12 protein-coding genes are annotated in these 13,804 nt (G+C 62.8%); 5 read left to right on the plus strand and 7 right to left on the minus strand.

Features of this window, described 5'->3' with window-relative positions:
• Nucleotides 1–289: 289 nt before the first annotated feature.
• The 3 genes from EGM97_RS04995 to nahK all read left to right on the plus strand — a co-directional run bounded on the left by EGM97_RS04995 (nucleotide 290) and on the right by nahK (nucleotide 5,544).
• The gene (locus EGM97_RS04995) at nucleotides 290–1,474 is read left to right on the plus strand and encodes a porin (protein WP_238962861.1); all 1,185 of its coding nucleotides are present in this window, start codon (nucleotides 290–292) and stop codon (nucleotides 1,472–1,474) included.
• A gap of 340 nt (nucleotides 1,475–1,814) precedes the next feature.
• Nucleotides 1,815–2,978 (plus strand): nitric oxide-sensing protein NosP, encoded by a 1,164-nt coding sequence (nosP, locus tag EGM97_RS05000; protein ID WP_238962862.1) that lies wholly within the window; start codon nucleotides 1,815–1,817, stop codon nucleotides 2,976–2,978.
• Complete coding sequence (gene nahK / locus EGM97_RS05005) at nucleotides 2,908–5,544, plus strand: hybrid sensor histidine kinase/response regulator NahK/ErcS' (protein ID WP_477788778.1); 2,637 nt, start codon at nucleotides 2,908–2,910, stop codon at nucleotides 5,542–5,544. Before nosP ends, nahK begins: the two co-directional genes overlap by 71 nt.
• Before the next feature lie 167 nt (nucleotides 5,545–5,711).
• Here nahK and EGM97_RS05010 read toward each other — a convergent pair whose 3' ends face one another.
• The 6 genes from EGM97_RS05010 to EGM97_RS05035 form a co-directional block, all read right to left on the minus strand.
• Nucleotides 5,712–6,377 (minus strand): response regulator transcription factor, encoded by a 666-nt coding sequence (locus EGM97_RS05010; protein WP_053151254.1) that lies wholly within the window; start codon nucleotides 6,375–6,377, stop codon nucleotides 5,712–5,714.
• 53 nt (nucleotides 6,378–6,430) lie between these two features.
• On the minus strand, nucleotides 6,431–6,964 hold the full coding sequence (locus tag EGM97_RS05015) for a PQQ-dependent catabolism-associated CXXCW motif protein (protein ID WP_238962864.1): 534 nt from the start codon (nucleotides 6,962–6,964) through the stop codon (nucleotides 6,431–6,433).
• Nucleotides 6,965–7,115: 151 nt separating this feature from the next.
• Nucleotides 7,116–7,907 (minus strand): ABC transporter permease, encoded by a 792-nt coding sequence (locus EGM97_RS05020; RefSeq protein WP_238962865.1) that lies wholly within the window; start codon nucleotides 7,905–7,907, stop codon nucleotides 7,116–7,118.
• Complete coding sequence (locus EGM97_RS05025) at nucleotides 7,904–8,635, minus strand: ABC transporter ATP-binding protein (RefSeq protein WP_238962866.1); 732 nt, start codon at nucleotides 8,633–8,635, stop codon at nucleotides 7,904–7,906. The genes EGM97_RS05020 and EGM97_RS05025 overlap by 4 nt, the downstream gene beginning before the upstream one ends.
• Nucleotides 8,632–9,612, minus strand: coding sequence for a YVTN family beta-propeller repeat protein (locus EGM97_RS05030; protein ID WP_238962867.1), 981 nt, complete (start codon nucleotides 9,610–9,612; stop codon nucleotides 8,632–8,634). Before EGM97_RS05030 ends, EGM97_RS05025 begins: the two co-directional genes overlap by 4 nt.
• A 27-nt stretch (nucleotides 9,613–9,639) precedes the next feature.
• Nucleotides 9,640–10,803 carry an ABC transporter substrate-binding protein gene (locus EGM97_RS05035; RefSeq protein ID WP_238962868.1) on the minus strand — a complete coding sequence of 388 codons (1,164 nt, stop codon included), beginning with the start codon at nucleotides 10,801–10,803 and terminating at the stop codon, nucleotides 9,640–9,642.
• A gap of 409 nt (nucleotides 10,804–11,212) precedes the next feature.
• On the opposite strand from EGM97_RS05035, the gene EGM97_RS05040 reads away from it, so the two are divergent.
• Both EGM97_RS05040 and EGM97_RS05045 read left to right on the plus strand, forming a co-directional pair.
• Nucleotides 11,213–12,472 (plus strand): sensor histidine kinase, encoded by a 1,260-nt coding sequence (locus EGM97_RS05040; protein WP_238962869.1) that lies wholly within the window; start codon nucleotides 11,213–11,215, stop codon nucleotides 12,470–12,472.
• Nucleotides 12,469–13,107, plus strand: coding sequence for a response regulator (locus EGM97_RS05045; protein ID WP_238962870.1), 639 nt, complete (start codon nucleotides 12,469–12,471; stop codon nucleotides 13,105–13,107). The genes EGM97_RS05040 and EGM97_RS05045 overlap by 4 nt, the downstream gene beginning before the upstream one ends.
• Nucleotides 13,108–13,143: 36 nt before the next feature.
• Here EGM97_RS05045 and EGM97_RS05050 read toward each other — a convergent pair whose 3' ends face one another.
• Nucleotides 13,144–13,782: a pentapeptide repeat-containing protein gene (locus tag EGM97_RS05050; protein ID WP_238962871.1), complete on the minus strand. Its 639-nt coding sequence runs from the start codon at nucleotides 13,780–13,782 to the stop codon at nucleotides 13,144–13,146.
• Between the last annotated feature and the right edge of the window lie 22 nt (nucleotides 13,783–13,804).

Raw genomic sequence — 13,804 nt, forward strand, 5'->3', positions numbered from 1 at the left:
ATGCTGGCTCGCAAGCTTGCTCGGATCGTATTCGCTCTGCTGAAAGGGCAAAGCGAATACCAACCAAAAGCGGCTTGAGGGCTTCCCCTCAACCATAGAATCTCCCACAGATGGATAGGGTTGGGCCTGAAGTATTGCGCCTCTGAGCATTGCAGTCTTACACCCAAACAGCCGCGCCGGCCCGGCGCTTCCAAAGCAGCCGCCCTTTACCTCCAAGGCAGCGTATGGCGCCGCCACCAGCCTTTCGATAATCGCCTCCGACATCCCGTCCCCTGTTGCGGAGCGCGCCATGCACAACAATAAAAATACCCGCCACCGTTTTTTGCCTGCGGTCATCGCGAGCCTTTCGACCCTTGGGCTGACGCCCTGGGCCCAGGCCGAAATCATGCTGTACGACAAGGACCAGACCACGTTTTCCACCGATGGCTACATCAATGCCTTCTACGTCAACAGTGACGTGGACCGCGCCGGTGAGCAGTTCGACCGCCGTCAGTCGCGGGTCAAGATGGGTTTTTTGCCCAACTACCTGGGTTTCAACATGGGCAAGCAGGTCGATGACCTCAAGCTTGGCGCCCGTGCGTCATTCTGGGTGACCATCAACGACAGCGAAACCAACGGCACCGACACCGCCATCGATGTGCGCCAGTTCTACGGCACCGTCGCCAATCCCGAGTGGGGCGAGGTGTTGATCGGCAAGGACTTCGGCCTGTTTGCCCGCTCCAATATTCTGCTGGACGAACTGTTGGCCGGTTACGGCCAGGTCAGCGACACCCTGGGGTTGGTGGACGGTGGCGGTGTGTCGTTCGGCAACATCGGCAGTGGTTATCCGTACCCGTTCCCGACGTCGCAAATCACCTACCGGACCCCGGTGATGGATGGGCTGCGAGTGGCGGTGGGGATCATGGATCCGGTGGACACCAACGACAACAGCGCCACCGGCAAGGCCTACCAGGAAAACCCACGCACCGAGAGCGAGATTACCTACCAGTTCGACCTGGGCGGGGCGAAGATCTACAGCTGGCTCAACGGCAGTTACCAGACGTCGGAAAACACCGACTCCACGGTCGAGTCGGTGACCTCCAAAGGCCTGGGCTACGGCGTCCAGGCCAAGATGGGCGGGCTGTCGCTCACAGTCTCCGGGTTCCAGGCCAAGGGCATCAACCCGTTCTTCACCAACAACGCCGGCGAAGCCACACTGCGTAATGTCGACAGCAAGGGCTACCTGCTCCAGGGCTCGTACAAGTTGGGAAAAAACCGGCTGGCCCTGTCCTACGGCAAGACCGATGACGACGGCAACGGCGTAGTGGGCAGCGGTGCCGATTACGAAACCCGCGGCATCGCCTTGTTCCACGACGTCAACGACTACCTCAAGCTCGTGGCCGAGTACAACCAGTTCGAAATCAACGGCCACGACACCAGTGCCCAGAACGAAGACACCGACACCTTCGCGGTGGGGGCGGTGTTGACCTGGTAACACCTTTTGTGGCGAGGGGATTTATCCCCGCTGGCCTGCGAAGCAGGCCCAATCCCGTCGACTCAATAAGCCTGATACACCGAGAGGTAAGGTTCTGGGGCTGCTTCGCAGCCCAACGGGGATAAATCCCCTCGTCACAAAGCTGTTCCAGCTCAGGTTCAGGCATCACAAAGCTGTTCCAGATCAGGTTCAGGCATGTTTCGTGAAGGCCCCGGCCGTGCGCATCGCGGTCGGGGTCTTCACTCTTCTCCTCCCATGGAAGCGTCCACCCGCTACCCAAGTAGCATTCGTCGCCCCGGTGCGGCTTCGTACACTCAAGGCTGCTATTACGGAGGCAAACATGCAGCAGGCCCAGAACGAAGGCGTGGTCAGCGCGATGTCCCAGGCAACGGATGTCCAGCAAGCGGCCCAGGAACTGGCGCGTCAGCTGTTGCATCCCTACCTGGGCTTCGTGCTGTTTTTCTGTTCCGCCGAATACGATCTGCCCGCCCTGGGCCAGGCGCTCTCGCAAAGTTTCGGAGGCATTCGCCTGGTGGGTTGCACAAGTGCTGGGGAGATCACTGCGCAGGGGTACGGCCGCAACTGTGTGACGGCGGTGGGGTTCGATCACCGGCATTTTTCCATTGCCGCCGAGTTGATCGGTGAGATGGAGCATTTCAGCCTGATCGACGCCCAGCAGATGGTCGAACGGCTGGCCGGCGCTTGTCGCAGCAATGCCCTGGCACCGATCAAGGGCCACAGCTTTGCGCTGACCTTGCTGGATGGTCTGTCCAGCCGTGAAGAAATGGTCCTGGCGGCGTTGAGTGCCGCCCTCGGAGACATTCCGCATTTCGGTGGTTCGGCCGGCGACGACAATTACCTGACCCATACCCACGTGTACTTCGAAGGCCAGTTCCACAGTGGCGCCGCCGTCGTGGTGTTGATCAACACCTGGCTGGCCTTCGAAGTTTTCACTACCCATCACATCCTGCCCCGGCAGGAGAAACTGGTGGTGACCGGTGCCGACAGTACCTCTCGCCGGGTCTATGAACTCAACGCCGAACCCGCTGCCGAGGAATACGCCCGGCATATCGGCGTGCCGGTCAGTGCCCTCGATTACCGGGTCTTCGCGGCGCACCCGCTGGCGGTGCGCATCAACGATCAATACTACGTGCGAGCCATCCAGCAGGTGCACCCGGACCTGAGCCTGAGTTTCTACTGCGCGGTGGAAAACGGCATCGTCCTGACAGCCATGACCCCCGGTCCCTTGCTGACCAACCTGCAAGACCTGTTCGAAGGCTTGCAGGCACGCCTCGGCGATCTCTTGCTGACCATCGGTTGCGATTGTTTCCTCAGGCGCCTGGAGTTGGAGGACCGCGGTGGCCTGGAGCAAATCGGGCAGTTCCTGCGCGAACAACGGGTGATGGGCTTCAACACCTACGGAGAACAGTTCAATGGCATGCACATCAACCAGACCTTTACCGGAGTTGCCATTGCCCGACATCGCGTCCCCGGCCACCGCTGACCTGCAAGCGCAAATCGCTCACCTGCAGCACGAAAACCGTAAGTTGCGGCGCATCAACGAGGCGCTGATCGAGCGGGTGGAATCCGGCGTGACCCGAGGCAGCGATCCGTATGCGGCATTCCAGCATTCGGTGGTGTTGGCCGAGCAGGTCCGCGAACGCACCGACGCGCTGAACCAGGCCATGGCCGAGCTCAAGGCAGGCAATCACTTGCTGGGCGAGGCACGGCTGCGGGCGGAAACGGCCCACCGGCACCTGATCGACGCCATCGAGAGCATTTCCGACGCGTTCGTGCTGTTCGACGAACAACAACGCATCGTGCTGTTCAACAGCCGTTTCAAGGCATTCTGGGCCCACAGTCGAGTGCGCATCATCGCCGGGATGCGACTGGGCGAGGTCAAGCGCCTGATGACCGCCAATGGCTTGTTCAGCGAGGAAACCCGGGGGCCGGGCGATGAGCATGTGCTGTACCGTTTGCAGAACGGGCGCTGGTTGCAGGTCAGCGAACGGCCGACCCAGGAAGGCGGGCGGGTGATCCTGTTCACCGACATCACCGACGTCAAACTCAGTGAAACGGTGCGCCGCGAACAGGCCGTTGCACAGAAGTCGCATTTGTTGCAGCGCGCGGTCGACAACCTGTCCCAGGGCGTGGCGATGGTCAATGCCCAGGGCGTGCTCGAATTGTGGAACAGACGTTTCCTGGAACTCAGCGGCCTGGCACCGGTGGCGGCCCACCGGTCGTTCAACGAGGTGATCGCCGACAGCGAACTGCAACTGCTGACCCCCGTCAGCCGCGACAGCAACGGTCGATTGATCCACGAGTGCGAGCAGCGCCTGTCCGACGGCCGGGTCCTGGAAATCCGTACCCATCCGCTGCCCACCGGCGGCTACGTCAACACCTTTACCGACATCACCGAGCGCTATCAGCACGCCGAAGCGTTGAGTGAAAGCGAGCGCTGGATCCGGCTGATCACCGATCATGTCCCGGCGCTCATTGCCTACCTCAATGCCGATCTGGTCTATGAGTTCACCAACAAAGTCTACGAGCAGTGGTACTGCTGGCCCCGGGGCGTGATGCTCGGCCAGAGCCTGCGCGAGGCCCACAGCGAGCAGCATTACCAGCGCCTGGAGGCTTACGTGGCCCGAGCATTGGCGGGTGAAAGCGTGACGTTCGAATTCGCCGAGACCAACATCAACAACCAGGAACGCTACATGCTGCGCTCCTACGTGCCGAACCGGTTGGCCAACGGCGAGGTGGTGGGGATTTTCGTGCTGATTCGCGACATCACCGAGCGCCGCCGCACCGCCGAAGCGCTGCACCAGGCTTATCAGAATCTGGAGCAGCGGGTCCAGGAGCGCACCGCCGAGCTGACCACCCTCAATGATCAACTGCGACGTGAAATCGACGAGCGCAGCCGGGTGGAGGTGCGCCTGCGCGAAGCCAAGCAAGAGGCCGAGCAGGCCAACCTGTCGAAAACCAAATTCCTCGCGGCGGTCAGCCATGACCTGTTGCAACCGCTCAACGCCGCCCGGTTGTTCACCAGCGCTTTGCTCGAACGCCGCGAGCCGGTGGCGAACGCGCAGCTGGTGCGCAATGTGAGCAATTCCTTGCAGGACGTGGAGAATCTGCTCGGTACATTAGTGGACATTTCCAAACTCGATGCCGGGGTGATCAAGGCGGATATCGCACCGTTCGCCCTCAGCGAATTGCTGGAAAACCTGGCCGCCGAATATGCGCAGGTGGCCCGCAGTGAAGGCCTGGAACTGCGCTTCGTGCCGTGTTCGGTGCTGGTGCGCAGCGACATGCAACTGCTCGCACGGATCTTGCGCAACCTGCTGAGCAACGCCATTCGCTACACCCCCAGCGGCAGGGTCGTGCTGGGGTGCCGGCGGCACCGCCAGCGCGTCTCGATCCAGGTCTGGGACAGCGGCATCGGCATCGCCGAGGAGCGCCTGGAGGAAATCTTCCAGGAGTTCAAGCGCGGCGACGTGCAGCGCCCGGACCAGGATCGCGGGTTGGGTCTGGGGCTGGCGATCGTCGAAAAGATTGCCGGCATCCTCGGGCATCGGATCCAGGTGCGCTCATGGCCGGGCAAGGGCTCGATGTTCGCCATCGATGTCCCCTTGAGTGCCACCGCGCCCAAGCCGCAACCGTGCCTGGACATGAGCGAACCCATGCTCGAACGCTTGCGTGGAGCGCGAGTCTGGGTGTTGGACAACGACGCGGCGATCTGCGCCGGCATGCGCACACTGCTCGAAGGCTGGGGTTGCCAGGTGCTGACTGCGCTGTCGGAGGAGGATCTGGCGGGTCAGGTGGACAGCGAGCACGCCGAGGTGGACCTGCTGATCGCCGACTATCACCTGGACCACGATCAGAACGGCGTGGACGCTGTGGCGCGGATCAATGCTCGGCGGGCCACGCCGATCCCGGCGATGATGATCACCGCTAATTACAGCAACGAACTCAAGCAGCAGATCCGCGAAAGCGGCCACACCCTGATGCACAAGCCGGTGCGGCCGATGAAGCTCAAGATTGCAATGAGTCATTTGTTGGCCCAGCGCCACTGAGCCGAACGCTTGCTTGTGGCGAGGGGATTTAGCGAAACGTCGCACCGCCCCGTTGGGGCGCGAAGCGTCCCCAGAGCCTGACAACTCGGTGTGCCTGACGGACTCAGGGGTCTGCTTCGCAGCCCAGCGGGGATAAATCCCCTCGCCACAAGGTGGAACGATCTAATTCAGCGCCGCAGATAAGCCCCGAAATCGATATCCCCCGCACTGAGGATCGCCTGTACCCGGTTGTGCACGTTGAGCTTGCGCAAAATGGCCGAGACGTGAGCCTTGACCGTGGTTTCGGCGATGTCCAGCGTGTAGGCGATCTGCTTGTTCGACTCGCCCTTGGTCATGCGTTCGAGCACCAGCAATTGCTTGCGGGTCAGGGCCTGGAGCAGTTCGGGCGGGAAGGCCGGGGTTTCGCTCAGGCGTCGGCCCACCGGGTTCTTCTGAGTGCGGATGATGTCCGGTGGCAGGTACACGTTGCCGTTGAGGATCTGCTCGATGGCGTCGGTCATCTGCGAGCGCGGCGACGATTTGGTGATGAACCCCACCGCGCCGTAGGTGATGGCCTGCAGGACGATCTGTTTGTCCTGTTCGGCGGAGACGATCACCACGGGAATGGTGGGCGCTTCGTTGCGCAGGTTGATCAGGCCATTGAGGCCATGCATGCCGGGCATGTTCAGGTCCAGCAGGATCAGATCCAGGTCGTCGTGCTCGTGGGTCAGGGCCAGGGCGCTGTCCAGGTCGGCGGTTTCCATCACCTCGCTGCCGGGAAAACCGTCGCTGATGACGTTGTGGATGGCTTCGCGAAACAGTGGGTGATCGTCGGCTATCAGGATTTTATACACGGCCATTCACCTCGTTATTGTGTTGGGGCTGGAGCAATTGCACGCATTACAGATCAGGGAAAGGGCTCGGGCCGGGCCGCCTGCAAAGGCAGCTTGGCCGCCTCCCAGGCATCAAGGCCATCACGGTACCAATACAGATGCTTATAGCCCATGGACGCGGCGCGTTTTACCGCGTTCCAGCTCAACCAGCAATCGGAGCGGCAATAAAAGACCAGCGGTCGATCCGCGCGCCCGGCGGTGGCTTTGCGCAGGTAATGGACGAAGTAATTCTGCCAGGCGGGGTCCAGGTGGCCGTCGCCGGTGTTGGCCAGCCACAAGCTGCCGGGAAGGTTGGCGTGGGGCTCATTGTCGATGAATTGCCCTTGCACCCAGGGCCTGCGGTAGACATCGATCAGCACCGGCGGCGGGGTTTGCCCCAGCAGTTGCTGCAACGCCTGGGTATCGACGGTTTGCGCGCCTTGGGCCACGGCGGGAGTCGGGCTGCGATACCGATCGATGCGGTAGCCCTCGGGAGAGAACAACGAGGTGTCGGCTTGCGCGACACACAGCCACAGGCACGGCACGACGATCGCCAATGAACGGAACATAGGGATTGATCCTTATTGTTATGCGTCCATTACATGCCAGGGTGGCGGTCTTGTGAATGCGACCATAGACAGGAAAACCAGTACTAAAGTCGTAAAAAAGGACCTGTCACAGGCTGGGGGTCGCCACCGCTCCCTCAGGGGATAGGCAGGGCTAACCTGCCTTGCGCACCGCCGCATGTTGCGGATTGAACGTCCACACCGCCAGCAGCGAGAAGACCAGGGTCAAGCCGGCACAGACCGTCATGGCCAGCAGATTGAATTGCCCATACAGGGCAAAGCGCACCAGTTCCACGCCATGGGTGAACGGATTCACCGCGCAAAGCCAATACAGCCAGGGGCTGGCCTCAAGCATTTTCCACAGCGGATACAGCGCCGAGGACAGGAAGAACATCGGGAAAATCACGAAGTTCATGACCCCGGCAAAGTTCTCCAATTGCCGTATGGCATTGGACAGCAGCAATCCCAGGGCGCTGAGCATCAGCGCCACCAGCAACAGGGCCGGCAACGCCAGCAACAGGCCCATCGCTGGAGGCTGGACGCCGTACAACCAGGCGATGGCAAGAAAGGCATAGACCTGCAACAGCGAGATCAGCGAGGTCGCCAGCAGCTTGCTCGCCAGCAGGAACGCCCGGGGCAGGGGGCTGGTCAGCAGGACGCGCATGCTGCCCATCTCCCGGTCGTAGACCATCGACAACGAGCCTTGCATGCCGTTGAACAACAGGATCATGCACGCCAGCCCCGGCACGATGTACACCTCGTAGGGAATGTAGGTGTCGTAGGGCGCGATGATGGCGATGCCCAGTGCCGCCCGGAAACCCGCGGCGAACACCAGCAGCCAGAGCAACGGTCGGACCAGAGCACTGAGCAGGCGCGTGCGTTGCAAGACGAAGCGCAGCCATTCGCGCATCACGATGCCACTGAAACACTGCCAGTACGCGTTCATGAGTGGGCTCCCACGGTGGTCAATCGGTTGAAGGCCGAGCCCAGGGTCCCGCCGTGCTCCAGGCTGATCACTTCGGCGGTGCCGCTGGCGACGAGGCGGCCCTGATGCAGGATCAACAGCGCATCGCTGGATTGGACTTCGTCCAGCAGGTGGGTGGTCCAGAGCACGCTGATGCCTTGCTCGCGGCACAATTGGCGGACGTGTTGGCCGAGGGCCAGGCGGCTGGCCGGGTCGAGGCCGACGCTGGGTTCGTCCAGTAGCAACAGACGCGGTTCGTGGAGCAGCGCCCGGGCGATTTCCACCCGGCGACGATGCCCGCCGTTGAGATTGCGCACCCGTTCGTGGCGCCGTTCGGTCAGTCCCTGACGGGCCAGTTCAGCGTCGATCCGGATGCTGCCCTCGCGTCGGGACAGGCCATGCAGCGCGACGTGATAACGCAGGTTCTGCTCCACGCTCAAATCCAGGTCCAGGGTGCTTTGCTGGAACACCACGCCCAACTGGCGCAAGGCCGGGCGGGGCGAGGTTTGCAAGGAGTAGCCGCCGACGCGGATCTCGCCGCATTGCACGTCGTAAAGGCGCGTGAGCAGCGCGATCAACGTTGATTTGCCCGCCCCATTGGGCCCCAGTAGCGAGGCGAACTGTCCGGCGGGCAGGCTGAAATCCAACTGCCTGAGGGCATCGCGTGTGCCGTAGGCGAAGCTCAGGTCGCTGACCTGCAGGGCGTTCATGGCGTCACCACCACGCCCCAGGGATAGCGCCCGACCTTCACCGACTTCAGTACCTTGCGGCTCTGCACGTCGATCACCGAGACGTCGCCGCTGACACCGTTGGTTGCCAGCAACTGACGCTGGTCCGGGGTGAACGCCAATTGCCAGACCCGCCGCCCCACCAGCAGGTAATCCAGCACTTCGAAGGTCTTGGCGTCGATGACCGCCACATGGTTGGCCGGGCCCAGGGCGACGAAGGCGAGCTTGCCATCGGCGCTGAGCTTGATGCCCACCGGCTGCACTTTGTCCGGGTGCACGCCCTTGATCTGGAACGTCAGGGTCTTGAGCACCTTGCGCGTGGCCACATCGAGAATCGTCAGGGTGCCGCCGATCTCCGCCGACGCCCAGAGCTGGGTGCCGTCGCGATTGAACTCGACGAAGCGTGGCCGCTGGTCCACGAGGGTGTTATCGGCCAGGGTCTGGGTACGGGTGTCGATCCAGTGCAGCATGTTGGTGGTTTCGCTGGTGTTGACGGCCCACTTGCCGTCCGGGCTCACGGCCATGCCTTCGGGCTCGACACCCACGCCGATCTGGCCCAGCACTTCGGAGGTCTGGGTGTCGATCACTGTGACCAGGGCATCGTCTTCATTGGAGACGTACAGCCAGCGGTCGTTGGGGTGCAGGGCGAACTGTTCCGGGTCTTTGCCCGAGGGCAGCTCCTTGACGATTTTGCGCGTCGCCACGTCCATCACCTGGACCCGGTCCGAATCGCTGGCGCAGATGTACAACAGGCGGTTGTCGTGGGACAGCAGCAGCCCTCGGGGGCGCTGGCCCACCGGCAGCGTCTCGATGACTTCCAGGCTCTGCAGATCGATCAGGCTCAGGCTGTTGTCTTTCTCGTTGGAGACCCAGGCGATGCTGGCGCCGGCAGGGCTGGCGGCGAACAACGCGATGCCCAGGGACAGGACTTGGCAGGCTTGCAGCAGTGGGCGACGCATGGCGGTTTCCTTATTGTTGTTATCGGATCAGGGGTAACGGCAGCTCACTTCGGGGCGGTCGTAGCCCAGGCTGTCCATTTCGTTGGACGGATGCAGGAAGCCGTCCTGCGGCGAGGTGCTCACCAGAGCCCGAGGCTGTACCAGGGGAATCGGTTGGCGCAGTTGCCCGTTCCAGGGTCGGTAGCTGAGTTTGCGTCCCTTGAATCCGTCCAGCGGCAACTGATCGCTCAGGGCCAACTGGCGGATGGCGAGAGGATCGTCCTGGCGCAGTTTGCTGACGGCGCTGGCGATGCTGCGCACGGCGATCCAGGCGGCAAAATCGCGGTCGTTCATCCAGCGACCAGCCAGGGATTCAAAGCGTTTTTGCAGTTGGGCCGCGCCGTAGGTTTCCACGGTTTTGTGCCAGCCGGTGGGCACCAGCCCCTGGGTGCCGGCCACCGGACGCGGGTACCAGGTCTGGTAGGGCAGGTATTCGCCGAAGTCGCCGCGTTCATCCGCCACCAGGACTACGTCATATTCGGCGGTCTGGGTGAACAGCGGCATGTCGGCCTGGGCGCTGCGGCGCTGGTCGTTGTCGAACTGCCAGGCTTTTTCGGCGACCACCTTCATGCCGAAGCGTTTCATGGCCCGCCGCAGGGCGGCCGCGTAGGCCTGGTCTTCGGGCGTCTGGCCGACGATCAGCAGTGCCCGCTGCCATTTGCGCACGACACTGAATTGCACCAACGCATCGGCAAGCATGGCCCGGTCGGGCAGGCTGTGGAGCACGTTTTCCAGGCATTGCGTGGTGCGCAGGCTGTCGTCGGCGCTGCCGGCATTGAACAGCAGACTGTCGGGCAGGGCGGCGCTGAGCTGGCGCAGGCTGGCGGCCGGGGCGTTGACCACGAACAACCGCAGCCCTTGGTCGTGCTGGGCGCGGGCCGCCTGGAGCAACGCTTCGGGGCTGTCGACGCTGGCACTCTCCAGGCGGTAATCGTGCTTGAGGAAACGACCGGTGCTGTTGCTGTCGATGATCGCCAGTTCAGCACCACGCAGTCCGGCGTCGGCAGGCTCGGCGATCACGTTTGAGAGCAGCGGGCCCGGGTCGGGACGGTAACCCAGGTAGCCGATACGCACCTGCAACGGCGCAGCCTCCTCCGCCTGGGCGGCAACTGCAAGCAGAGCAATCAAGGTGAGACTGACGAGCCGACGCATAACACCTCCACTACAGGTAGCGTCAGCATAGGAAGCACGCGCCCATGGGGAAATATGCAGAAAGTACCGCCGGGCCAGTACTAAGGTAGTAACTCGCCGCGAGGCTTGGGGTTTTAGGATGCAGACACTGTCATTCATCAGGGAGCGGACGGACTGTGCGGATTTTCAAAGCGCTGCTGTTGCCGTTGCTGCTGATTCTGAGTCTGCTCGGGGTAGATCGGTTGTCTGGCAAACAAGGCACGTGTGATGGACACAAGAACTGCAAACACCCGCAACCTCCTGTGGGAGCGAGCCTGCTCGCGATGACGGCATCACATTCAACCTCTCTTTCAACTGAACCACCGCCATCGCGAGCAGGCTCGCTCCCACAAAGGATGGGCGAGTTCAACCCGGCAATGGGACACTGACCATGTCTGCCCTGTGGCGCGTCAACCTCTGGGTCACGGCATTCTTCGCCCTGGTCACCCTGGCCTGTGCGTTGCTGCTGTTGCATCAGGCCGTGGCCGACGTGAAGCGCGAACTGCAATCGGCCGAATCCGTGGTGCATTACCTCAAGGAAACCGCCGAGCGCGATCCGACGAGCCTCCAGCCACGGCTGACAGGCAGCTTGCGCCATGTGCGGGTGCGTTGGCTGGGGCCTGGGGAGGCGTTTCCGATACCGGACGAAGAGGGACCCAAGGGTTGGGTCGGACGCTGGTTGCTCGACGACAGCCCTGTGGCCCAAGTGGTGCAGTTGCGCGACGGGCGACGGGCCTGGATTGCCGTCGATCCACGAGACGAAATCGATGAGATCCTCGATTCGCTGGTGCAGTTGCTGGGTGTCTGCGCCATGGCCCTGCTGCTCAGCCTGCTGGTGATTCGCTGGGCGGTGGGCCGGGTCATGCGCATGCTGGATCAGTTATTGGGAGCGCTGCGCCAGGTATCGAGCGGCGACCTGCGCGTGCACCTGCCCGCCGAAGGCATTCCGGAGGCGCGGCAGTTGGCAGGGCATTTCAACCGAATGACCGCCGCCCTGGCCCAGTCTCGGGCCGATAACACCCGGCTCACCCAGGCGCTGCTGGCGGTGCAGGAGCGTGAGCGTACCCATTTGGCCCAGGCACTGCACGACGACCTGGGCCAGTACGTGACTGGCATCCGCGCCAGGGCCTGTCTGCTGCGCCTGGTCACCGGTCAGCCGTCGGTGCTGGAGCAGACGGTCAGTCAGCTGGAGCACGACTGCGAGCACTTGCAACAGGGATTCCGGGCGTTGGTCCATGACCTGTATCCGGTGGTGCTGCAATACCTGCCGCTGGACGAAGCCATTGGGTTGCTGGCGCGGCAATGCCAGGACACCCATGGCATCGCCTGTGAGTTACGCATCGCGGATGCCTTGCCACCGTTGTCCGGACCGGACAAGACCCACCTGTATCGCCTGTTGCAGGAAGCACTGACCAACGTTGCCCGCCATGCCAACGCCACCCATGTACGGATCCGTTTGCGTCAGCGTGGCGGCCGCCTGCGCCTGCTGGTTCGCGACAACGGCCAGGGTGCCCTCCAGCCGTATCGACCGGGCGTGGGGCTGCATTCGATGTCCGAGCGAGCCCGCAGCCTGGGCGGCGAGTTGCGCGTCATCTGCCGGCCCGGCGCAGGCTGGGCACTGGCCTTGAATATTCCTCTGGAGGCACGATGAACATTTTGTTGGTGGACGACCACGCGGTGGTTCGGCAGGGCTACGCCAGTCTCTTGCGGGCCTTGATGTCGGATCTGCATGTCCGGGAAGCCGCTACCGGAGAAGAAGCGTTAAGCCAGGTACAGGAGCAGGTGCCGACCCTGGTGATCATGGACTTCGGCCTGCCCGGTATCAGTGGCCTGGAGACCACTCGGCGCCTGCGCCAGCGCTTGCCGCAACTGCGGGTGCTGTTTTTCAGCATGCACGATGAATTGCCGCTGGTGCGCCAGGCCCTGGACGCCGGTGCCTGCGGTTACCTGACCAAGAACTCGGCGCCCCAGGTGCTGGTGGAGGCGGTGCGCCGGGTATTGGCCGGCCACGCCTATATCGAACAGTCCCTGGCGACACAATTGGCTTGCGCCGGTCCCCGGCAAAGCACCGACCCGCGCCTGCAAAGCATGACCCAGCGTGAGCTGGAGATTTTCGTCATGCTCGCCAAGGGCACACCCGCACGCAGCATCGCCGAGCAGTTGTGCATCAGCGCCAAGACCGTGTCGAACCACCTGACGCTGCTCAAGAGCAAGCTGCAGGTCAGCTCTCATGCCGAGCTGGTGCATCTGGGGATCGACCTGGGCCTGGTGCGGGTGGCGGGGTGAAAAAACCAATACAGCTCATCCTGTGGCGACGGGCGCTCATCGGTCCCAGGATTGCGGACATCCCTTGCAACCCTGCATGTTTGCATCCTGGAAATTCCCGTAATGCTGACGCGAGCCACTCAGGTCGGCCTGTTCCAGGTTGCTTTCGCCGAGCTTGGCTTCTTGCAGATTGGCGTCGCGCAGGTCGGCGCCCTTGAGGTCGGCCTTGCTCAGCCAGGCCATTTCCAGGTCGGCGGCTTGCAGATTGGCATCGTGCAGCCGTGCGCCGGATAAGCGAGCGAACTGCAGATAGGCGGCGCTCAGGTCGGCACGCTGGAGTTGTGCGCCTTGGGCAAACAGCCCCCAGCCCTGGATGGCCTTGAGCGTCGCACCGGTGAAGTCGGCCAGGCGCAGGTTGCTTTGCTGCAGACTGGCACGGGTCAGGTTGGCGCCCTGCAGTCGGGCGCGTTCCAGATTCGCCAGGTCCAGCCTCGCATGCCGCAGGTCGGCATCCCGTAGGTCGGCCCCGCTGAGGTTCATCTTGCGCAGGTCCTGGTTGGCCAGCCGGGCACCGCGCAGGTCGGCACCGGGGCATTGGCTGGATTCGGCGATGGTGCAGCCGTTGATGATGAGTGGGTTGTCGTCGGCGTAGGCTTGGACGGCGATCAGCAAGCAGGCGAACGTTAAACATTTCATGGCAAGAGCCTCGGTCAAACCG

The organism is Pseudomonas sp. AF32, from assembly GCF_022342325.2.
Lineage (GTDB): Bacteria > Pseudomonadota > Gammaproteobacteria > Pseudomonadales > Pseudomonadaceae > Aquipseudomonas > Aquipseudomonas uvaldensis.